The following is a 19,938-nucleotide window of genomic DNA, read 5'->3' on the forward strand; positions in this document are numbered from 1 at the left end:
TCCAGAAACAGGTAGCGGCCCGCAGGCCGCTTGGATTCCTGTAGAAGCGCACCCCTACGGCGAAGGCTTCACGAGCAGGCGCTCGCTCCTACAGGGACAAGATCACAAACCCAGACGTTCCCGGGTGGCCGTTGTGGGTCGGCCTTCGCCATCCCAGCCGCGGGCGTCGTAGTACTTGGGCAGCATTTCATCCAACTTGCTGACCATGCCTTTGCCGGGGCCGGTTTTGGCGGCTTCGGTCATCAGGCGCTTGGGCAGGTTGTCGTCGGCCTTGGTGAAGCCGGCGGCGTTGTTGAAATCGCGCTCCATGTTCCAGATGCGCTCGCCGATGTGGTTCAAGTGCTCCATGGTGAACTCTTCACCGCAAGCGGCTTGCACCTGAGGGGCCACGTCGGCCAGGGTCCAGGCAAAGCTGGTGAAGACGCAAATGCCAGCCGAGTCAAAAGCGGCTGTCGCGTCTTGGAAGGCCTTGACCAGTTCGGGCTTGCCTTCGTGCTCGGTGGGCTCGGTCTTGACCGGAATGCCCAGCACTTCAGAGGCGATGGTGTAGCCGCGCAGGTGGCAAGCACCGCGGTTGGAAGTGGCGTAAGCCAGGCCAATGCCTTGGATCACACGACCGTCATAGGCCGGAAACTCTTGGCCCTTGACGCTCATGGACAGGTCGGGGTGGCCGTATTTGGCGGTCAGGCGCTTGGAGCCCATGCCAATTTCCTTGCCAAAACCGATGCCCTTGGCGGTCATGTCGGCAAACTCGCACAAGGCTTGCGCCGAGCCAAAGGGCGCTTCGATGCCCAACTGCTCTTTGGTCAGCACACCCATTTCATACAGCTCCATCACGGCGCCAATGGTGGTGCCAAAGCTGATCGGGTCAAAGCCTTCCTCGTTGCAAATCATGTTGGCGTATTGCAAGGCTTCCAAGTCATTCACGCCGTTGGCTGCGCCCAGCGCCCAAGCCGCTTCGTATTCTAGGCCGCCGTTCGCGCCCCAATACTCAGGCTTGTTCTTGACCGAGAAGTGCCCTTCGTCCATCTTGCTGATGCGGCCGCAGGCGATGGTGCAACCAAAACAGGCTTGGTTGGTCACCAGGTGTTTTTTGCCATCGGTCTCGCGGGGCGTGACCATGGCCTCGGCCGAGATGTCTTTGGCGCCTTCAAACTGCACATCACGGTGGTTGCGTGTAGGCAAGCCGCCCACTTCGTTGATCACGTTCATCAGCACCTGGGTGCCGTAAGCGGGTAGACCTTGGCCCGTGACCGCGTTGTCAGCCAGCACCTTTTTGGCCGCCTTGGCCGCAGCCATGAAGGCCTTGGGGTTTTGCATATTGCCCACGCCTTTGGTGCCGCGAACCGCGATGGCTTTGAGGTTCTTGCTGCCCATGACAGTGCCCACGCCCGAGCGGCCAGCTGCACGGTGCAGGTCGTTCACCACCGCAGCGTAGAGCACGCCGTTTTCACCTGCCTTGCCGATACTCGAGATTCGCAGCAGCGGGTCTTGCAAGCTGGACTTGAGGATTTCTTCGGTCTTCCAGACGCTTTGGCCCCAGAGGTGGCTCGCATCACGCAACTCGGCTTCGTCATCGTTGATGTACAAATACACCGGCTTGGACGATGCACCTTCAAAAATGACCATGTCCCAACCGGCCATCTTGAGCTCAGCGCCCCAATAGCCACCCGAGTTGGAGCAAGCAATCGCCCCCGTGAGTGGGCTCTTGGTGATGACGGTGTAGCGGCCACCTGTGGAGGCCATGGTGCCGGTCAGTGGGCCTGTGGCCCAAATGATTTTGTTGTCAGCCGACAGCGGGTCAACTTTGGGGTCGATCTCGCTGATCAGGTATTTGCTGCCCAGACCGCGTGAGCCGAGGTAGGCTTTGGCCCACTCCATGTTCAGCGGTTCGGATTTGACGGTGCCAGCCGTGAGGTTGACGCGGAGAATTTTTCCAGCCCAAGACATGTTGATGCTCCTTGTGGGGGGATTTAAGAGGCCGAGGGCTGATTGCCCAACTTGTCAGCCCACTGTTTCATCTTGTCGATGCCGGTCCAGTTGGCATCCACGAATGTGATGGCACCGGTCGGGCATGCGTCGGCGCAAGCCGGGTCACCGCCGCACAGATCGCACTTTTGCACCTTGCCGGTCTCTTGCACATAATTGATCGTGCCGAATGGGCAGGCGATGGTGCAGACCTTGCAGCCCACGCAGGTGGACTCATTGACCACTTTGGCGCCCGTGGCTTTGTCCACGGTGATGGCTTCCACAGGGCAGGCGTGCAGGCACCAGGCTTCGTCACACTGGGTGCAGGTGTAAGGGACCTTTTTACCGGTGTGGTGGAAGTCAAACACCTTGATGCGCGATTTGGAGGTGGCGTATGTGCCGTAGTTCTCAAAAGAACAGGCCATTTCGCACTGCAAGCAGCCGGTACATTTGTCCGGGTTGATGTGCAGGACTTTCTGCATGTGTATCTCCTGTGAGGTGTCGGACTTTTCAAGCCCGCGCTTATGAATCAGAATGCATAGTCATTGTTGGCCCTAAAAACCACCAAACGATTCGGATTAACCCTAGGTTCAACAGGGTTGCACTCACAAATTCTCAGCTTGATACACATCTGACATGCCAACGATTGCCCCCAGCAGCGACCGCCAAGCGCGCATTGCTCAAGCCCGTGAGCTGGTTTTTCAGGGCCAGAACAGCCTTTCATCGGACGGATGGGGCTGTGGCGTGTCTGCCGGGATCGCTCAATCTTGGCAACGCTGCCTCGCCATGGGTCTGCAACCGAACCAAGCGGTTGGCTTTGATGCTGTGTCCGATCAGCAGATGCGCCGGGTGCAAGAAGCCAGCCGCCCCTTGATACAGGCGGCCCAACCGGTGCTGGTGGAACTGGCCCGCGCCATTGCCGACATCCGCTATTTCGCCATCTTGACCAATGCCGAGGGCATCGTGGTGGACGTGCACGGCCCGGTGGATCGGCAAGACCGCCGCGCCGACGTGATCGCCCGTGTGGGTGTGGACCTGTCCGAAAAAGCCGTGGGCACCACCGCCATCAGCGCCGCCTTGAGCGAGTTGCAGCCTGTTTGGCTGCACCGGGGCGAGCATTTTTTCCGAGATACCGGGGTTTACAGCTGCGCGGGTGCGCCGGTCTTTGGTCCGGATGGCCTGTGCGCCGGCATGCTCGACCTCACGGGCATCGAGACCACCGAGCGCCCCGCTTTGAAACACCTGGTGCGCCGCTCTGCCCGCAGCATCGAAAACAGCTGGCTGCTGTCCACCGCACACGCCTTAGTGCTGCGACTGAACTGGCCCGGCAACCAGCCCGGTGACGACAGCGACGGCCTGCTGACCTTGGACACCGAGGGTCATATCGTGGGGGCCAACCCGACCGCACGGCAGATACTGTCTTTGTCGCCCGCCTCGCCCGGGCAGACGCTTCACGCCAGCGAAGTTTTTGCTTCGCCTTGGGAGAACCTGTTCGATGCGGCCAACCGCCAGGGTCAAAGTCAGGAGTTACCGCTGTGGTCTGGCCTGCGCTTGCAGACTCAGGCACTGCGAGCGGGCACCTTTGGCCCAGCCTTGCCGCCTCATGCGACGGCACAACGGATCAGCGCTGCAGCCAAACCCCTCAAGGACATACAGACCGAGATGATCCACGAGGCGGTGAATCAGGCGCGTGGCAACGTGGCCGAAGCCGCACGCGCACTGGGCATCAGCCGCGCCACGGTTTACCGCAAGCTTGGCATGCCCAAAAGCTGATCACTTGCCCGCGTTCGGGAAGAACAACTGTTCGCCGCCGATCTTGTAATCGGCAATCACGCCCTGGCCTGCGGCCGAGGTGATCCAGTCCACAAACTTCTGAGCATCGGCCTGTTTGACGTGGGCGTGCTTGGCAGGGTTGACCACCATCACGCCATATTGGTTGAACAGGCGCTGATCACCCTCCACCAAAATGGCCAGATCGGCGCGGTTCTTGAAGTTGAGCCATGTCGCACGATCCGACAACACATAGGCCCCCGTTGAAGCCGCCATGTTGAGGGCAGGCCCCATGCCACAGCCGCACTCACGGTAAGCCGAACCTTTGGCGGTCTCCAGGTTGGCTGTTTTCCAGTACCGCAGTTCGGCGGCGTGTGTACCGCTCTTGTCACCCCGCGATACAAAAGGTGCATTGGCCTTGGACAGCCGTGTCAGCGCCGCCACAATGTCTTTGCCCCGGGTCGCAGCCGGGTCGGCCTTGGGGCCAATCAGCACAAAGTCGTTGTACATCACAGGCAGGCGCTTGACGCCAAAGCCATCGGCCACAAATTTTTCTTCCGCCACCTGGTCGTGCACAAACACCACGTCGGCGTCACCGCGCCGCGCCATGTCCAGGGCCTGACCGGTGCCCAGCGCCACCACCTTCACATCCAGCCCGCTGGCCTTTTTGAAGGCGGGCAGCAAGTGCGAAAACAAGCCCGATTGCTCGGTCGAGGTGGTGGAGGACATCACGATCGACTGGGCTTGCGCCCAGACCGAGGTGGTGGCCAAAACCGCGCACACCAAGGCACGACGTGTCATGGAAGTTTTGAAGGTCATGAAAGCTCTCCTTGAAAAAAAGCGTGGGCTGCCGGGCTGCGCTCGGCAAGCAAAGTGGGGTTGAAAAAATAGGCCACGGGCAGATCAGCCAGCACACGCCCGCCTTCCAAATAAACGACGCGAGTGGCCAAGCGCTTGACCTGGCCCAGGTTGTGGCTGGCCCAGACCAAGGTCAACGGGCGATCTTGGTTGCTCGCAAAGTCGGCCATCAGGGCTTCGACCTCGCGTTTGGCATGTGGGTCCAGGCTGGCTGTGGGTTCGTCCAGCAGCAGCACATCGGGCTGACGCGCCCAAGCGCGGGCCAAGGCCAGGCGCTGCTGCTGCCCGCCCGACAACTGGCGACCGTTTTGCCGCGCCACAGACTGCAGGCCCACGCGCTGCAAGGCCTGCAGCGCCAACACTTTGGCAGCTGACCAACCCAGGCCCCGAGCGCGGTCCAACCACAAGCCCAGCGCCACATTGTTCAAAGCCGACAGGCGCAGCAGATGCGGCCTTTGGAAAAGCATGGCCTGGCGCACACCCGGCGCTTGCAGCACCTGGCCTTGCGTGGGTGGCACCAGCGCATGCAGTGTGCGCAGCACGGTGCTTTTGCCCGAGCCATTGGCCCCCACCAGCGCCACGCGCTCGCCCGCCACAATGCGCAAGCTCACGCCCGTCAAGGCCTGTTGCGCCCCGAGTTGCACGCTCACCGCATCCAGACCGATCTGAGTCGCCGTCATGAGCGCAACCCTTCCAAAGCCTGGACCGTTTTAGGGCTTGCATGCCGCCGCTCACCCCACCTGCGCAAACCGGCCACCAGCGCATTGAGCAGCAACACCACCGCCAACAAAACCATGCCCAGGCCCAGCGCCAGCGGCAAATCGCCCTTGCTGGTCTCTAATGCAATGGCGGTGGTCATCACACGGGTGAAGCCGTCGATGTTGCCGCCCACGATCATGACCGCGCCCACCTCAGAAATGGCGCGGCCAAACGTGGTGACGCCGATCATGAGCAAGGCCAGGCGCTCATCCCAGGCCAAGATCAAACCCCGCATCCAGGGGCCGGCGCCCAATGAGGCCCATTGTTCGCCATGCTGACGCTCAACATCTTCGACGACCTGGCGCGTGAGCGCCGTGACCACCGGTACGACCAGGATGAACTGGGCCAACACCATGGCCTTGAAACTGAACATCCAGCCCAAAAAACCCAAGGGCCCGGTGCGTGAGAGCAGCAAATACACCACCAGCCCCACCACCACCGAAGGCAAGGCCAGCAAGGTGTTGAGGCCCACCAGCACCCCACCCCGGCCACGGAAACGCGACACCGCCAGCCAGGCCCCCAGTGGCACACCCACGCCATAGGCCAGCAAGCAAGCCGTGGCACTGACGGCCAAAGAGCGGGTAACGACCACCCAGAGGGCAGGATCGAAAGAAGTGACGAGGTGCAGCGCCGTCAGGACGCTGTCGGAGAAGGTGTTCATACAGCGGTGTGGATGCTACGGTACAAGCCCCAAGTTAGGCATGAGGGGTGTCCACTATGAACCGGTTTGCATAGGTCAGCACCATGAAAAAAGCCCGGCGAACCGGGCACTTCATGGGGGCCAAAGAATTTACTTCTTATTGGCTTTCATCTCGGCTTCTAGGGCCTTGGCAGGGTCCTCGGCCGGAGCATCTGCAGCTGGCTTCATGTCATCCATGTTCACTGCGTCGTCCTTGTCAGTGTCTTTCCCTGCTTGGTTGAGCATTTGCTCAAACGCGGCATCGGCATCGATCTTGACGCCTTCCTTGATGCCACCCGTGACCAAGTTGGGAAAAGCGATGATGGACGCCACCATGATCAACTGCAAAACGATGAACGCAATCGAGCCTTTGTAGATTTCCGAGGTCTTGACCGAGGGAATGTTCTCCCCCGTGATGCGGTCTTTGTAATCGTTTTTGGGCGCCACACTGCGCAAATAGAACAGGGCAAAGCCAAACGGTGGCGTCAGGAACGAGGTCTGCAAGTTCATCGCCACGATCACCCCAAACCAGATCATGGCCTGGTCGGCAGTCATGCCAGGCACCAAACCGGGCAAGATCTTCTCGGCCACTGGGGCGAGGATCGGGATGACGATGAAGGCGATTTCAAAGAAATCGATGAAACAACCCAAGATGAAAATCAGGATGTTCACCACGATCAGGAAACCGATCGCGCCACCAGGCATGTCCAAGAACAAGTGTTCCACCCAGATGTGACCGTCGGCCGCATTGAAGGTGAAGCTGAAGACGGTGGAGCCGATCAGAATGAACAGCACAAACGACGCCAGCTTGGCCGTGTTTTCCAGCGCCTGGTTCATCAATTTCTTGTCCAAGCGCTTGCGGCTCACGGCCAAAATCAAGGCACCCAATGCACCCATGGCACCGCCTTCTGTGGGTGTCGCGACGCCCAAGAAAATCGTGCCCAAGACCAAAAAGATCAGGATCAGGGGCGGCATCAGCACAAAGGTCACTTGCTCGGCCAAGCGCGACAACAAGCCCAGGCCGGTGATCCGGTTCACGATGGCCAAGGCCAAAGCCACCAAGGAAGCCACGGTCAAGGACATGATGACCATTTCATCGCCGGGCGACTCCTGGGTGCGGTCGAGCCAAGCGGTCATGATGGCATCGTGGGACGAAGCCCATGCAAAACCGACCACCGTGCAAACGATCAAAAGGAACATCAAGGACACGTGGCCTGATTTGCCGTTGGGCTCACGGTAGATGCGGGCTTCGGGCGGCAAGGCCGGCACCATGGCTGGTTTGAAAATCGCCACCACCACAATGAACAAGATATACAGCCCCACCAGCAACAGACCGGGCAACAAAGCACCGGCGTACATGTCACCCACCGAGCGGCCCAGCTGGTCGGCCAACACGATCAACACCAAGGAGGGTGGGATGGCTTGCGCCAAGGTGCCCGAGGCCGTGATGGCCCCTGTGGCAATGACACGGCTGTAGCCGTAGCGCAGCATGATGGGCAGGGAAATCAAGCCCATGGAAATCACAGCCGCGGCCACCACGCCGGTGGTGGCGGCCAACAAAGCGCCCACCAATATCACCGCAATCGCGACGCCGCCGCGCACAGGGCCAAACACCTGGCCCACTGTCTCTAACAAATCTTCGGCCATGCCGGATTTTTGCAAGATGATGCCCATGAAGGTGAAAAACGGGATGGCCAGCAAAGTGTCGTTTTGCATGATGCCGAAAATGCGCAGCGGCAAGGCCTGGAACAAGGAGGGCGGGAACAAGCCGGCTTCCATGCCGATGAAGCCAAAGCCCAAACCGCAGGCGGCCAGCGCGAAAGCCACCGGAAAACCGGTCAGCAGCAATACAAACAAACCGGCAAACATGATGGGCACAAAGTTCTGTGCCAAAAAAGTCGCTTCCATCAACGTGCTCCCTGCGCTTGCTGCGCGATTTTTTCAAGTTCCAGCAGTTCTTTTTCTTCGTCCGACATGGTTTCTTCTGAGGACAGCGGGTCTTCACCCACACCGGTCAAGAAAGAAAGGCGTTTGATCAACTCGGACACGCCTTGCAACATCAGCAAGCCAAAGCCCAGGGGCACCAAGGCGTAGACAGGCCAGCGGATCAGACCGCCTGCGTTGGACGACATTTCACCGGTGTTGAAGGCCTGCACAAACAAAGGCCAAGACAAGTAAATGCACAAGAAACAAAATGGAAACAGGGCCAACACGATACCGCCCACGTCGATCCAGTTGCGGGTGCGTGCACTGAGCATGCCCGAGACAAAGTCGATGCGCACATGCGAATTTTTGAGAAAGCCGTACCCCGCCCCCAACAAAAACACGGCCGCAAACAGGTACCACTGGATTTCCAGCAGACCGTTCGAGCTGACATTGAAAGTCTTGCGGACAATGGCATTGGCGGCGCTGATGATCGTCACGATCAAGATCAGCCAGGTGGTGACTTTGCCCACCCCCTTGTTCAAACGGTCAATGCCGCTTGATAGTTTCAATAAAGATGACATGTGAACTCCAAAAAACTTGCGCGATTGTAAGTCTGTGTTGGCGGATTCCCGAAACAAACCTGAAAAACTCGAGTTGATATTTTTGATATTCGGCATGAATGCCGTTCAAACCGTCAGGCCGATACCGATCAAGCGGTTGCCCCGGGCCGTGAAGACCTGAACTGCCACCAAGGCAGCATGCTGCGCAAAGACTGCACCTGACCGGTCTGGGGTGTCGGGCTGTACCCGCCCAGGCCCTGCAGCCTGGCTTGCCAGGCCAAACTGCCCAGCAAGCGCCGCAGTTGCACGACGGGCGGGGTGTCGAGTGCCGAGGCCAGGCACACCAGCCAATAATGCTCTTGGTGCAGGGGCACAAAATCAAGGCCATGGGCATGGGCGGCATGGGCGATGCCCAGACCCACATCGGCCTGACCTGCAGCGATACAGGCCGCTACAGCAGCATGAGAATTTTCTTCGTGCGCATAACCCTCGAGAGCCGAAGCCAGAAGGCCTCTTTCATGCAAGGATTGGTCCAGCAACAAGCGGGTCCCGGTCCCAGGACTACGGTTGACAAAGCGCACACCCGCTTGGAACAGATTGGCCCAATCCTGCAAGCCCAAGGGGTTCCCCTTGGCGACCATCAGCCCTTGCGAACGCTTGGCAAAGCCGATCAGTTTGTGCTGACCCGGCTTGAGCAAGGGCTTGTAAGTGCGGGCCACAAGCGACTGCGCGTCGGGCTGCCAAGGGGCATGAAAGCCCGCAACATGACAACGGCCCTCGTTCAGGGCGCGGATCGCGTCCACACTGCCGCAAAACCGCAAGTCCAGATGCAAAGCTGTGGATGCGGCCTCTTCGCGCAGCAAATCCATGGCCGCGTCATGGCTCGCAAAAATCGGTAACGCCAAGTGGGCAGGGTCAAATGCCACCGCAAATGTTTTCTCCAGATCGGCCTGCAGCGCACTGATTTGCGGCAAAAGCCGAGCCTGCGCTTGGCGCTCTGCCCAGAGCAATTTGTCAGCAAAACCGGTGAGTCTGGCCGCCTGACCCTTCTCCCAAAGAATCAGGGCTTGGCCCAAACTCAGCTCCCAGCGCTTGAGCTCCCCCCAGACATGGCGGTAGGACAAGCCCAATGACTTGGCGGCACCTCCGATCGAGCCGGCATCGCGCACGGCCTGCAACAAGTCCATGAGCGGGTTGCGCAGAGGACTTTGGCGGTTACGCACCGGTTCGGCGCCCGGGGATGCCCATTGGTAAGAAAGCTCGATGTGTTGCATTGTGAGGAGTTTGCATCATGACTTGGTGATCAGGAGAAACTCATGAAAAAAGGCCCCGAGGGGCCTTTTTGATTCGGTCGCGCCAGATGATTACAGCTTGGCCGATTGCATGTAGCGGTCAAACGTGGCTTCCGTGAAACGGAACCACTGGTTTTGATCTCTGCGGAACGTTGAGTAGTCGTCGTAGATCTTTTTCCAGTTCGGGTTGGACTGACGCAGCTCTTCGTACAGGGCCATGGACTGCTTGAAGGCCTCGTCCATCACGACCTTGGGGAAAGGCAAGAGTTTGACACCACCGGCCACCAAGCGACGCAGCGCTGCGGGGTTGCGGTTGTCGTAACGCGCTTGCATTTCGGTGTGCGCGTAAGACGCAGCAGCTTCCACAATGGCTTGGTTCTCTTTGGACAAGGCGTTGAAAGCAGTTTTATTGATGTAGAAGTCCAGCTGTGCGCCGCCTTCCCAGAAGCCTGGGTAGTAGTAGTTCTTGGTCACTTTTTGGAAGCCCAGCTTCTCGTCATCGTAGGGACCGACCCACTCAACGGCGTCAATCGTGCCTTTTTCCAGGGCTTGGTAAATCTCGCCGCCAGGAATGTTCTGGGGAACAGCGCCCATGCGGGTCAAAACCTTGCCAGCGAAACCGCCGACGCGGAACTTCAGGCCCTTGATGTCGTCCAGGGTCTTGATTTCCTTGCGGTACCAGCCACCCATTTGGGCACCTGTGTTGCCGCCAGGGAAGTTCACGATGTTGTACTTGTCGTAGAACTCACGGAACAGCTTCATGCCGTTGCCGTCATAGAACCAGGAGGTGAGCTGGCGGCTGTTCAGACCAAATGGAATGGCTGTGCCCAGAGCAAAAGTGTCGTCCTTGCCGAAAAAGTAGTAAGGCGCTGTGTGGGCCGCTTCAACGGTGCCTTGCTGCACGCCGTCCACCACGCCAAAAGCGGGCATCAACTCGCCTGCAGCGTGCACGGTGACGACAAACTTGCCGCCAGACATGGCATTGACTTTTTCGGCAAAAACTTCAGCGGCACCAAAAATGGTGTCCAAAGCTTTGGGGAAGCTGGAGGCGAGGCGCCAGCGAATGGCGGCCTGTGCTTGGACTGCAGGTGCAGCACCAGCAGCCAAAACGCCAGCAATGCCGGCGTTTTTGATTACGGAACGACGATCCATGAGGACTCCTTATGAAAAAAACTGAAACCCGGCTAACCGGGTCGCTTGATCAAGCAGCGCCTATTATAGGAAGCGAAACAGCCCCTATCCGTGGGGGTTTACCCTTTTTTAATCCTTAAATCGGCAGGGCTTTGGCCGTTCGGCTGCGGCCTTGAAAAGAATTCAAATCCGCCCTGAAATCGACTCAATCAGGCCAGCGCAAGCGCACAGAGCGCTCAATGCCGGCAGCATCCAGCCCCTGCAAGGCCAAGAGTTTGGCAGGCTCACCGTGCTCGATGAACTCGTCAGGCAGACCCAGCTGCAAAACAGGCCGGGTGATCTGCAGAGTCTGCAGCGCCTCGGCCACGGCGCTGCCTGCACCGCCCATGGTGCAGCCCTCTTCTACGGTGACGATGCGCTCGTGGGTCTGCGCAATTTGCGCCAGCAATTCCACATCCAGCGGCTTGACCCAGCGCATGTTGACCACCGTGGCGTTGAGCTTTTCAGCGGCTTGCAGGGCCGGAGCCAGCAAAGTGCCAAAGGCCAAAATGGCCAGTTTTTCGCCTTGGCGGCGCACCTCGCCTTTGCCAAAAGGCAAGGTGTCCAGATCGCGTCCAGGATCGGTGCCCACACCCGCGCCACGCGGATAGCGCACGGCCACCGGGTGGTTTTGTGCGTAAGCGGTGCTCAGCAGCTGGCGGCACTCGCGCTCGTCGGCCGGGCAGGCCAGGCTCATGTTGGGGATGCAGCGGATGTAGGCGATATCGTAAGCCCCCGCGTGGGTGGCGCCGTCGGCCCCCACCAAACCCGCACGGTCCAACGCAAATACCACGGGCAGGTTTTGCAGCGCCACGTCGTGGATCAATTGGTCGTAACCCCGCTGCAAAAAGGTCGAGTAGATGGCCACCACGGGTTTCAGGCCCTCGCAGGCCATGCCGGCGGCAAAGGTCACGGCGTGCTGCTCGGCGATGCCCACGTCGTAATAGCGCTTGGGAAAGCGCTGGTGAAAAGCCACCATGCCAGAGCCCTCGCGCATGGCAGGCGTGATGCCGACCAGGCGCATGTCTTTGTCGGCCATGTCGCACAGCCACTGGCCAAACACCTGGGTGAAAGTGGTTTTGGCGGGTGTAGCGGCTGGCACCAGGCCGACGCTGGGGTCGAACTTGCCGGGGCCGTGGTAGGCCACCGGGTCGGCTTCGGCCTTTTCATAGCCCTGGCCTTTTTTGGTGACCACATGCAAAAACTGCGGGCCGTCCAGGTTTTTGATGTTTTCCAGCGTCGGGATCAGCGAATCGAGGTCGTGCCCGTCGATCGGGCCGATGTAGTTGAAGCCGAATTTCTCGAACAGCGTGGCGGGCACCACCATGCCTTTGGCGGTTTCTTCCAAGCGCTTGGCCAGCTCAAACAAGGGCGGTGCGTTTTTGAGCACATTTTTGGCGCCGGCCTTGGCCGCCGAATAAAAGCGCCCGCTCATCAGCTGGGCCAAATAGCGGTTGAGCGCACCCACAGGTGGGCTGATCGACATGTCGTTGTCGTTCAGGATCACCAGCAGCTTGCATTCTTCGACACCCGCGTTGTTCAGGGCTTCAAAGGCCATGCCAGCGGTCATGGCGCCATCGCCGATCACCGCGATCGAATGGCGCGACTCGCCTTTTTGGCGCGCGGCCACGGCCATGCCCAAAGCGGCCGAAATGCTGGTGGACGAGTGGGCCGTGCCAAAGGTGTCGTATTCGCTCTCGTCGCGGCGCGGAAAGCCCGACAAGCCGCCAAATTGGCGCAGCGTGGGCATGCGGTCACGGCGCCCTGTCAAGATTTTGTGCGGATAAGTTTGGTGGCCCACGTCCCAAACGATGCGGTCTTCGGGGGTGTTGAAGACGTAATGCAAAGCCACCGTCAACTCAACAGTGCCCAGGTTGGAACTGAGGTGCCCACCGGTTTTGGACACGTTGTCGAGGACGCAATGGCGCAGTTCGTCGGCCAATTGGAGCAGGTCGGTGCGCTGCAGGCGGCGCAGATCCGCCGGGGAGTCGATGTTCTTGAGCAAATCGGTCATGTCAGTTGTTTCTTTCTACCACCATGGCGGTCAGTGCACGCAGCGCGGCCAAACGGTCATCCAGCAATCCGGTATCGGCCAAGGCCTGCATCGCCTGCGCGGCCAGCGCATCGGCATAAGCTTTGGCCGCGTCCAGCCCCATCAGGGCCACATAAGTGGGTTTGTCGGCGGCTTCATCCTTGCCTGCAGTCTTGCCCAGCGTGGCCGAATCGGCCGTCACATCCAGGACATCGTCCACCACCTGGAAGGCCAGACCTAAAGCCTCACCAAAGCGCTGGAGCGCCGCTTGAACAGGGGCGGGAACGCCGGCCACACAGGCCGCGCCCATCTGCACGCTGCACAGCAGCAGCGCCCCGGTTTTGAGGCGGTGCATCTGGCGCAACTGGTCTTCTGTCAGGCGCTGGCCCACGCTGGCCAGGTCAATGGCTTGGCCTCCAGCCATGCCTTGGTAACCCGAAGCCCGCGCCAGCAAACCCACACAAGCGGCTTGCACCGCAGCGCTGACGCTGGCGTCCTGGGGGGTTAAAAATTCAAAAGCCAAAGTTTGCAAGGCATCCCCCGCCAGCAAGGCCTGGGCTTCGCCAAACTGCACATGCACCGTGGGTTTGCCGCGCCGCAGCACGTCGTTGTCCATGCAGGGCATGTCGTCGTGCACCAAGGAGTAAGCGTGGATCAACTCGATGGCGCAGGCGGCCTTCAGTGCTGCCGGGCTGTTGGGGGCATCGCCCACCGCTTCGGCTGTGGCCAAGACCAGCAAAGGGCGCAGGCGCTTGCCGCCATCCAGCACGGCGTAGCGCATGGCCTGGCCCAACTCGGCGGGTGATTTGGCCGCAATGCCAGACGACAAGGCTTGTTCCACGCGGTCCAGATGCGGCTGCATCCAGGCTTTCAAATCCAGACTCATGCACCGCTCCAGGGTTTGAGTTGTCCGCCGTCCAGAACCTGAATCTGGTCCTCGACGGCTTTGAGTTTGTCACGGCAAAAGGCCAGCAAGGCGGCGCCGCGCTGGTAACCTGTCAAGAGCTGGTCCAGGGGCATCTGCCCCGATTCGAGCTGGCCCACCAAAGACTCCAATTCCGCCAAAGCCGCTTCGTAACTGACCGGCAAGGGCGCAGCGGAGGAGTCGGCGGTGTCTTGGGGAGCGGCCTTGGGCATGGGGTGTTCCGAAGAAAAAACCAGATTTTAGGCCTTAAGCCTTGACTTGGCTGACAGTTGGTCATGTCAACTTCATAAGACGCCACAGGGGCTGGCAAGTCTGGCGAACGGCCCATGGGGTCCAGGCGCACGGAAAGCTGGCGGCTCATCCCTGCAAGGAACGCGGCCCGGGGTAGAATCGCGGCTCATCGACAGGGATTTCCTGTCATTTTTTTGCGCCGTTTTCCTTGAATTCAGCGCTTTGTCCCTGCCCCTTCATAGGGGGAGTCTCTAGGTCAGGTCACCCATGTCTGATTTAAGTCTTCAACTGCAGCAGGCCGCAAGCCAACTACCAGTTTCCACTTATTTCGATGAGGCGCTGTTTCAGCGCGAATTGAACACGCTCTTTCGGCAAGGCCCGCGCTATGTGGGTCACCAGCTGTCGGTGCCCCACCCGGGCGACTACTATGCCCTGCCCCACGAGGCCGATGGCCGCGCCTTGGTGCGCAACGCTCAGGGCGGTGTCGAGCTCGTCTCCAATGTCTGCCGCCACCGCCAAGCCATCATGCTGAACGGTCGTGGCAACCTGCAAACCCAGCAAAAAGGCAGCGCAGGCGGCAACATCGTCTGCCCCTTGCACCGCTGGACCTACGCACCAGACGGTCAGTTGTTGGGTGCCCCCCACTTTGCCCAAGACCCCTGCTTGAACCTGAACAACTACAAGTTGCAGGAATGGAATGGCCTGCTCTTTGAAGACAACGGCCGCGACATCGCCGCCGATCTGGCGGGCATGGGCCCCAGGGCGCAACTCAATTTCGACGGCTACGCGCTCGACCGTGTGGAGCTGCACGAGTGCCACTACAACTGGAAGACCTTCATCGAGGTGTACCTGGAGGACTACCATGTTGGGCCCTTCCACCCTGGGCTGGGCCAGTTCGTCACCTGCGACGACCTGAGCTGGGAGTTCAAGGAACACTACTCGGTGCAGACCGTGGGCGTATCGGGCGGCTTTGGCAAGCCCGGCTCAGACACCTACAAAAAGTGGCACGAGGTGCTGCTCAAATACCGCAACGGACAACTGCCCGAGCGCGGTGCGATCTGGCTGACTTACTATCCACACATCATGGTGGAGTGGTATCCCCATGTGCTGACCGTATCGACTTTGCACCCGATCAGCCCGAACAAGACGCTCAACATGGTGGAGTTTTACTACCCCGAAGAGATCGTCGCCTTCGAGCGCGAGTTCGTCGAAGCCCAGCAAGCGGCTTACATGGAGACCTGCATCGAGGACGACGAAATCGCCGAACGCATGGACGCCGGGCGCAAAGCATTGCTGGCTCGCGGTGACAACGAAGTCGGCCCCTACCAAAGTCCCATGGAAGACGGCATGCAGCACTTTCACGAGTGGCACCGCCGCCAGCTGAGCGCCCTCTGAAGCGAAGGCGACGATGCAAGCCTCCTGGATGATCTTGGCATCCTTGTTCTTTTCGATGATGGGGGTTTGCATCAAATACGCATCGACCCACTTCCACACGTCCGAGTTGGTTTTTTTCAGGGGTCTGATCGGCGTGTTGTTCATGGCCAGTTTCTGCAGGTTGCAGGGTGTGGCTTTGCGCACCTCGATTCCCATGATGCACGTCTGGCGTTCGGTGGTGGGTGTCACTTCACTGGCTGCCTGGTTTTATGCCATTGCCCACTTGCCCCTGGCCACGGCCATGACACTCAATTACATGAGCGGCATCTGGGTCGCGGTTTTTCTGGTGGGTGGCACCCTGGTCATGGGCAAACTGCAAGAAGCGACCCAGCAAGGGCCCATCGTCTTGACGGTGATCGCAGGTTTTGGCGGTGTCATCTTGTTGCTGCGACCCACCATAGAACAAGACCAGTTGTTTGCCGGCGTCGTCGGTCTGCTGTCTGGCCTGGTCGCTGCTTTGGCTTACATCCAGGTCGCGGCGCTGGGGCGACTCAACGAGCCCGAAGCACGCACCGTGTTTTATTTCTCCGTCGGCACCGCTGTGGTGGGCGCCGCGTTGATGCTGGTCACCGGCGTCAGCCCATGGCTTTGGCCCAGCGTGTTGTGGTTGCTGCCCATTGGTGTGCTGGCCGCGCTGGGACAGTTGTGCATGACCAACGCCTACAGCCGGGGCTCGACCCTGGTGGTGGCCAATCTGCAGTATTCGGGCATCGTCTTTGGTGCCTTGTTTGGCTTGATCCTGTTTGGCGACCAGATCCCGCTCATGGGCTGGCTGGGCATGGCCCTCATCATGGTTAGCGGCATTGCGTCCACCGTGCTGCGCAGCCGTACACTGCCCAGCGCCCCTGCTGAAGACCACTGAACCTTGGAGACCACCATGTACACCCTGCTGATCAACGCCCCCCAATTGCAAACCCTGCTGGCGCAAGGCAGCCCCTGCGCCATTTTTGACTGCAGTTTTGACCTGATGAAGCCCGAGCTGGCGGGTGGCTTTTTTGCAGACGAACGCATCGCAGGCGCCTTGCCCGCCAACTTGGACAAGAACCTGAGCACGCATACGCCCGGAGCAGGTGTCAACGCTGGACGCCACCCCTTGCCCCAACGCGAAGCAGTGGCCCAATGGCTGGCCAGTTTGGGCATTCACAACGGCATGCAGATCGTGGTGTACGACCGCAACAAAAGCGCCTACTGCGGGCGTTTGTGGTGGATGCTCAAATGGCTGGGCCACGAGGCTGTGGCCGTGCTGGACGGTGGCCTGCAAGCCTGGAAAGACGCCGGTGGCGCCACCGAATCGGGCCCCTTCACGCCCCCAGCACCTGCGGCATTTGAGTTGAAAGCACCACTGCGCCAGTTGGTGCTGACCTCAGAGGTGTCAGCCGCCTTGGGCAGACCCGAGCAAACCATCATCGATGCCCGGGCCGGAGCGCGCTTCAGGGGCGAAATGGAGCCACTCGACCCGGTCGCGGGCCACATTCCCGGCGCCTTGAACCGGCCCTACACCGACAACTTTGATGCAGACGGTCGCTTCAAATCGCCCGAGTTGCTGCGTGCCGAATGGTCCCAAGTGCTTGCAGGCCGAACGCCCAGCAGCGTGGTGCACCACTGCGGTTCTGGCGTGACGGCTGTGCCCAATTTGATGGCGATGGAAATGGCCGGTTTCGGCATCACCGCCCTGTATGCGGGCAGCTGGAGCGAGTGGTGCAACACCCCCGGACTGCCCTGCGCCAAAGGCTGAATTGGAAGGAGCGCACCCCGTGCGCGATGAGCGTGGCACACGCCCGTTTGAACAGCCGCGTCAGTGCTGGTGTCCGGCCAAAGCACTGACGATGACCACCATGCCGATGCCGACGGCCAGCCACAAAATTTGCGCAGCCGTTTCACGCGCAGACAAGCGTTTTTGCAGTTGCGGGATCAGGTCGGCCAAAGCCACGTAAACAAAGCTGCTGCTGGCGATCACCAAAAAGAACGGCAACCATTCGCGCAAAGCGTCGACCAGCACATAGCCCACAGCCCCCCCCAGCGCGGTGATGGCCCCGGCCATCGACACCTTCACGATGGCGGCACGGCGGCTGCTGCTGCCCTGCCGCAGCACGGCCAAGTCGCCCATGTGGTGAGGGATTTCGTGGGCCCACACCGCCAGCGCAGCGATCATGCCCAAGTGCATATCGGCCATGAAGGCCGATGCGATCAAAATGCCATCGCCAAAGCAGTGGACACTGTCTCCTGCCAACACCGCCCACTGGCCTCTTGGGGCATCGGAATGGGCATGCGGATGTGGGTGCACATGCGCGTGCGACCCTTCCTTTTGATCATGGTCATGGTCATGGCCATGTTCATGCCCGTGGTGCCACAGCTCAGCCTTGTCGAGCAAAAAGAAAAACACCAAACCCACAAGGAAAGTCAAAAAGAGCTCGTGTGGGCCCACGCCACTTTCAAAAGCCTCTGGCAACAAATGCAAGAAAGACGTGGCCATCAAAGCCCCAGCGGCCAAACTCAACATGTGCTGGGTGTAGCGGCTCAAAACACCGAAGCTCAACCAAGCCGCAACCCAAACGCTGCCAATGCCCGCCACCAAAGTGCCCACCAAAATCGCCAATAAAGTCATCATTTTTCCCGGAGCGCCCTGCACCCCAAAACAAACCGCCCCAATGGGCGGTTTTCAGAAATCATGCCCCAAAGGGCGATCTCAGCATTCACACATCACGCCACACCGAAGCGTTTGAACCAAGCCAGCATGCGCTGCCAACCGTCGTCTGCCGCTGGCTTGCGGTAACTCGATCGGTAGTCGGCATGAAAAGCATGCGGGGCATCAGGATAAACCACAAACTCACTGGTTTTTGCTGCAGCAGGTCCTTTGGACAGTTCGATCTTCATCTTATCAACGGTGTCAAGTGGGATACCGGTGTCTGCACCGCCATACAAACCAAGAACCGGGGCCTTCAAATTGCCCGCCAGCGCCAGCGGGTGCCTCGGGGTCTGAGGTGTGGTGTTGCCCACCAAGCGACCGTACCACGCCACGCCCGCTTTGAGCCTGGGTTGGTGGGCGGCATACAGCCAGGTGATGCGCCCGCCCCAACAAAAGCCGGTGATGGCCAATTTGTCGGCATTGCCGCCATTAGCCGCGGCCCAGGCAACGGCCGCATCCAGGTCACCCATGACCTGTTCGTCGGGCACTTTGGCGATGATTTCGGATTGGAGTTTGGCCAATTCTCCGTATTCACTGGGGTCCCCCTGGCGCACAAAGAGTTCGGGGGCAATGGCCAGATAGCCCGCTTGAGCGAGGCGATGGGTGGTGTCGGCGATGTATTCATGCACTCCGAAAATTTCGGAAATCACCAAGACCACCGGCAGGTCTTTCTTACCCGCTGGCGCTGCCCGGTAAGCCGGCATCTTGAAGCCCTTGACGTCAATGGTCACCTCCCCCGCAACCAAGCCTGTGGAGGGCGTCTTGATGGCTGTTTGAGCCATGATGGGGGCTGCCGCTGCGGCATAACCCACACCCAATGCGGCTTTCAAGGCCACGCGGCGGGTCGTGCCACTGGCGTCCATCTTGCCGCCCAAAAGGGCTTGTGCATCGTTGATCAGGTCGTTGTTCAAGGCGGGTCTCCATGTCCAGATATAAGAGGACGCTGATCTTGGCACAGGCGTGTCGGGTTTGCACGCGGTTGGCGATTTAAACTGCCGACATGCCCCCGACTCTGCCCGTTCTCTACTCGTTTCGCCGCTGCCCCTACGCCATGCGGGCACGCTTGGCGCTGCACGCCAGCGGCATCGCGGTGGAGCACCGCGAGGTCGTTCTGAAAAACAAACCTGCCCACATGTTGGCACTGTCGCCCAAAGGCACGGTGCCCGTGTTGTGGCTGCCGGTTACCCAAGGGGCCGTGAGCGGCCAGGTTCTGGATCAGAGCCTGGACATCATGCTGTGGGCTCTGCGCCAGAGCGACCCACTGGCTTGGCTGCCTGCGTCAGATGCGGGCATGTCCGATGCGTTGGCCCTGATCGCGCACAACGACGGGCCTTTCAAGGGGCAACTGGACCGCTACAAATACCCGAACCGTTCTGGTTTGGAAACTGGTGCTGCCGATCGCGATGAGGCGGCACTTTGGCTGCACACGCTGGATGCGCGGCTTCGCGCACAGGCTTTTTTGGCGGGTGAGCAATTTGGTTTGGCCGATGCGGCCGTGGCCCCCTTTGTGCGGCAATACGCCCATACGGACCCCGGCTGGTTTGCGGCGCAGGCCTGGCCTGCCTTGGTCGCTTGGCTGGCAGTGTTTGAAGGCTCCGCGCTGTTTGACGCCATCATGCACAAGCACGCGCCTTGGCAGCCAGCTTAA

19 protein-coding genes are annotated in these 19,938 nt (G+C 60.0%); 5 read left to right on the top strand and 14 right to left on the bottom strand.

The window, feature by feature from the left end; genetic code table 11:
* Nucleotides 1-102: 102 nt before the first annotated feature.
* Nucleotides 103-1,950 carry an aldehyde ferredoxin oxidoreductase family protein gene (locus ABWQ00_RS10850; protein ID WP_353238691.1) on the bottom strand — a complete coding sequence of 616 codons (1,848 nt, stop codon included), beginning with the start codon at nucleotides 1,948-1,950 and terminating at the stop codon, nucleotides 103-105.
* A gap of 23 nt (nucleotides 1,951-1,973) precedes the next feature.
* Nucleotides 1,974-2,450, bottom strand: coding sequence for a 4Fe-4S dicluster domain-containing protein (locus ABWQ00_RS10855; protein ID WP_019427650.1), 477 nt, complete (start codon nucleotides 2,448-2,450; stop codon nucleotides 1,974-1,976).
* A gap of 154 nt (nucleotides 2,451-2,604) precedes the next feature.
* Between ABWQ00_RS10855 and ABWQ00_RS10860 the strand changes: the two genes are divergently transcribed.
* Nucleotides 2,605-3,741 carry a helix-turn-helix domain-containing protein gene (locus ABWQ00_RS10860; protein ID WP_353238692.1) on the top strand — a complete coding sequence of 379 codons (1,137 nt, stop codon included), beginning with the start codon at nucleotides 2,605-2,607 and terminating at the stop codon, nucleotides 3,739-3,741.
* Here the strand turns inward: ABWQ00_RS10860 and ABWQ00_RS10865 are convergent, their stop codons facing one another.
* From ABWQ00_RS10865 to ABWQ00_RS10910, 10 genes are all read right to left on the bottom strand, one after another.
* Nucleotides 3,742-4,539, bottom strand: a complete 798-nt coding sequence (locus ABWQ00_RS10865; RefSeq protein ID WP_353238727.1) for an ABC transporter substrate-binding protein — start codon at nucleotides 4,537-4,539, stop codon at nucleotides 3,742-3,744. It abuts the gene before it with no gap.
* A 14-nt stretch (nucleotides 4,540-4,553) separates the two neighbouring features.
* Nucleotides 4,554-5,276 (bottom strand): ATP-binding cassette domain-containing protein, encoded by a 723-nt coding sequence (locus ABWQ00_RS10870; RefSeq protein ID WP_353238693.1) that lies wholly within the window; start codon nucleotides 5,274-5,276, stop codon nucleotides 4,554-4,556.
* Nucleotides 5,273-6,016, bottom strand: a complete 744-nt coding sequence (locus ABWQ00_RS10875; protein ID WP_353238694.1) for an ABC transporter permease — start codon at nucleotides 6,014-6,016, stop codon at nucleotides 5,273-5,275. Before ABWQ00_RS10875 ends, ABWQ00_RS10870 begins: the two co-directional genes overlap by 4 nt.
* Before the next feature lie 129 nt (nucleotides 6,017-6,145).
* The gene (locus ABWQ00_RS10880; RefSeq protein WP_353238695.1) at nucleotides 6,146-7,942 is read right to left on the bottom strand and encodes a TRAP transporter large permease; all 1,797 of its coding nucleotides are present in this window, start codon (nucleotides 7,940-7,942) and stop codon (nucleotides 6,146-6,148) included.
* On the bottom strand, nucleotides 7,942-8,541 hold the full coding sequence (locus tag ABWQ00_RS10885) for a TRAP transporter small permease subunit (protein ID WP_353238696.1): 600 nt from the start codon (nucleotides 8,539-8,541) through the stop codon (nucleotides 7,942-7,944). Before ABWQ00_RS10885 ends, ABWQ00_RS10880 begins: the two co-directional genes overlap by 1 nt.
* A gap of 128 nt (nucleotides 8,542-8,669) precedes the next feature.
* Complete coding sequence (locus ABWQ00_RS10890) at nucleotides 8,670-9,794, bottom strand: substrate-binding domain-containing protein (RefSeq protein ID WP_353238697.1); 1,125 nt, start codon at nucleotides 9,792-9,794, stop codon at nucleotides 8,670-8,672.
* A 90-nt stretch (nucleotides 9,795-9,884) separates the two neighbouring features.
* A complete protein-coding gene (locus ABWQ00_RS10895; RefSeq protein ID WP_353238698.1) occupies nucleotides 9,885-10,964 on the bottom strand; it encodes a TRAP transporter substrate-binding protein in 1,080 nt (359 codons plus the stop codon).
* Nucleotides 10,965-11,148: 184 nt separating this feature from the next.
* Nucleotides 11,149-12,996, bottom strand: coding sequence for a 1-deoxy-D-xylulose-5-phosphate synthase (gene dxs / locus ABWQ00_RS10900; protein WP_353238699.1), 1,848 nt, complete (start codon nucleotides 12,994-12,996; stop codon nucleotides 11,149-11,151).
* Nucleotide 12,997: 1 nt separating this feature from the next.
* Nucleotides 12,998-13,900 carry a polyprenyl synthetase family protein gene (locus tag ABWQ00_RS10905; RefSeq protein WP_353238700.1) on the bottom strand — a complete coding sequence of 301 codons (903 nt, stop codon included), beginning with the start codon at nucleotides 13,898-13,900 and terminating at the stop codon, nucleotides 12,998-13,000.
* On the bottom strand, nucleotides 13,897-14,151 hold the full coding sequence (locus ABWQ00_RS10910) for an exodeoxyribonuclease VII small subunit (protein WP_353238701.1): 255 nt from the start codon (nucleotides 14,149-14,151) through the stop codon (nucleotides 13,897-13,899). Before ABWQ00_RS10910 ends, ABWQ00_RS10905 begins: the two co-directional genes overlap by 4 nt.
* A 286-nt stretch (nucleotides 14,152-14,437) precedes the next feature.
* Between ABWQ00_RS10910 and ABWQ00_RS10915 the strand changes: the two genes are divergently transcribed.
* Genes ABWQ00_RS10915 through ABWQ00_RS10925 form a run of 3 tightly spaced genes read left to right on the top strand, consistent with a single transcriptional unit; the run spans nucleotide 14,438 to nucleotide 17,339 of the window.
* Nucleotides 14,438-15,565, top strand: a complete 1,128-nt coding sequence (locus tag ABWQ00_RS10915) for an aromatic ring-hydroxylating oxygenase subunit alpha (protein ID WP_353238702.1) — start codon at nucleotides 14,438-14,440, stop codon at nucleotides 15,563-15,565.
* A gap of 13 nt (nucleotides 15,566-15,578) precedes the next feature.
* Nucleotides 15,579-16,466, top strand: coding sequence for a DMT family transporter (locus tag ABWQ00_RS10920; RefSeq protein ID WP_353238703.1), 888 nt, complete (start codon nucleotides 15,579-15,581; stop codon nucleotides 16,464-16,466).
* Nucleotides 16,467-16,481: 15 nt separating this feature from the next.
* Entirely contained in the window at nucleotides 16,482-17,339 is an 858-nt protein-coding gene (locus ABWQ00_RS10925; RefSeq protein WP_353238704.1) for a sulfurtransferase, read from the top strand.
* A 60-nt stretch (nucleotides 17,340-17,399) separates the two neighbouring features.
* Here ABWQ00_RS10925 and ABWQ00_RS10930 read toward each other — a convergent pair whose 3' ends face one another.
* Complete coding sequence (locus ABWQ00_RS10930) at nucleotides 17,400-18,209, bottom strand: ZIP family metal transporter (protein WP_353238705.1); 810 nt, start codon at nucleotides 18,207-18,209, stop codon at nucleotides 17,400-17,402.
* 95 nt (nucleotides 18,210-18,304) lie between these two features.
* Nucleotides 18,305-19,153 (bottom strand): dienelactone hydrolase family protein, encoded by an 849-nt coding sequence (locus tag ABWQ00_RS10935; RefSeq protein ID WP_353238728.1) that lies wholly within the window; start codon nucleotides 19,151-19,153, stop codon nucleotides 18,305-18,307.
* A 137-nt stretch (nucleotides 19,154-19,290) separates the two neighbouring features.
* On the opposite strand from ABWQ00_RS10935, the gene ABWQ00_RS10940 reads away from it, so the two are divergent.
* The gene (locus ABWQ00_RS10940; protein WP_353238706.1) at nucleotides 19,291-19,938 is read left to right on the top strand and encodes a glutathione S-transferase; all 648 of its coding nucleotides are present in this window, start codon (nucleotides 19,291-19,293) and stop codon (nucleotides 19,936-19,938) included.

Origin of the sequence: Limnohabitans sp. (assembly GCF_040400975.1) — a bacterium.
In the GTDB taxonomy this organism is placed as follows: domain Bacteria; phylum Pseudomonadota; class Gammaproteobacteria; order Burkholderiales; family Burkholderiaceae_C; genus Limnohabitans_A.

What these genes read in the sequence shown, in the direction of transcription:
- ABWQ00_RS10855 (WP_019427650.1), bottom strand. Translation starts at nt 2,450, where the DNA reads ATGCAGAAAGTCCTGCACATCAACCCGGACAAATGTACCGGCTGCTTG.
- ABWQ00_RS10925 (WP_353238704.1), top strand. Translation starts at nt 16,482, where the DNA reads ATGTACACCCTGCTGATCAACGCCCCCCAATTGCAAACCCTGCTGGCG.
- ABWQ00_RS10930 (WP_353238705.1), bottom strand. Translation starts at nt 18,209, where the DNA reads ATGACTTTATTGGCGATTTTGGTGGGCACTTTGGTGGCGGGCATTGGC.
- ABWQ00_RS10895 (WP_353238698.1), bottom strand. Translation starts at nt 10,964, where the DNA reads ATGGATCGTCGTTCCGTAATCAAAAACGCCGGCATTGCTGGCGTTTTG.
- ABWQ00_RS10865 (WP_353238727.1), bottom strand. Translation starts at nt 4,539, where the DNA reads ATGACACGTCGTGCCTTGGTGTGCGCGGTTTTGGCCACCACCTCGGTC.
- ABWQ00_RS10870 (WP_353238693.1), bottom strand. Translation starts at nt 5,276, where the DNA reads ATGACGGCGACTCAGATCGGTCTGGATGCGGTGAGCGTGCAACTCGGG.
- ABWQ00_RS10875 (WP_353238694.1), bottom strand. Translation starts at nt 6,016, where the DNA reads ATGAACACCTTCTCCGACAGCGTCCTGACGGCGCTGCACCTCGTCACT.
- ABWQ00_RS10940 (WP_353238706.1), top strand. Translation starts at nt 19,291, where the DNA reads ATGCCCCCGACTCTGCCCGTTCTCTACTCGTTTCGCCGCTGCCCCTAC.
- ABWQ00_RS10850 (WP_353238691.1), bottom strand. Translation starts at nt 1,950, where the DNA reads ATGTCTTGGGCTGGAAAAATTCTCCGCGTCAACCTCACGGCTGGCACC.
- ABWQ00_RS10920 (WP_353238703.1), top strand. Translation starts at nt 15,579, where the DNA reads ATGCAAGCCTCCTGGATGATCTTGGCATCCTTGTTCTTTTCGATGATG.
- ABWQ00_RS10890 (WP_353238697.1), bottom strand. Translation starts at nt 9,794, where the DNA reads ATGCAACACATCGAGCTTTCTTACCAATGGGCATCCCCGGGCGCCGAA.
- ABWQ00_RS10910 (WP_353238701.1), bottom strand. Translation starts at nt 14,151, where the DNA reads ATGCCCAAGGCCGCTCCCCAAGACACCGCCGACTCCTCCGCTGCGCCC.
- ABWQ00_RS10880 (WP_353238695.1), bottom strand. Translation starts at nt 7,942, where the DNA reads ATGGAAGCGACTTTTTTGGCACAGAACTTTGTGCCCATCATGTTTGCC.
- ABWQ00_RS10935 (WP_353238728.1), bottom strand. Translation starts at nt 19,153, where the DNA reads ATGGACGCCAGTGGCACGACCCGCCGCGTGGCCTTGAAAGCCGCATTG.
- dxs (WP_353238699.1), bottom strand. Translation starts at nt 12,996, where the DNA reads ATGACCGATTTGCTCAAGAACATCGACTCCCCGGCGGATCTGCGCCGC.
- ABWQ00_RS10915 (WP_353238702.1), top strand. Translation starts at nt 14,438, where the DNA reads ATGTCTGATTTAAGTCTTCAACTGCAGCAGGCCGCAAGCCAACTACCA.
- ABWQ00_RS10860 (WP_353238692.1), top strand. Translation starts at nt 2,605, where the DNA reads ATGCCAACGATTGCCCCCAGCAGCGACCGCCAAGCGCGCATTGCTCAA.
- ABWQ00_RS10905 (WP_353238700.1), bottom strand. Translation starts at nt 13,900, where the DNA reads ATGAGTCTGGATTTGAAAGCCTGGATGCAGCCGCATCTGGACCGCGTG.
- ABWQ00_RS10885 (WP_353238696.1), bottom strand. Translation starts at nt 8,541, where the DNA reads ATGTCATCTTTATTGAAACTATCAAGCGGCATTGACCGTTTGAACAAG.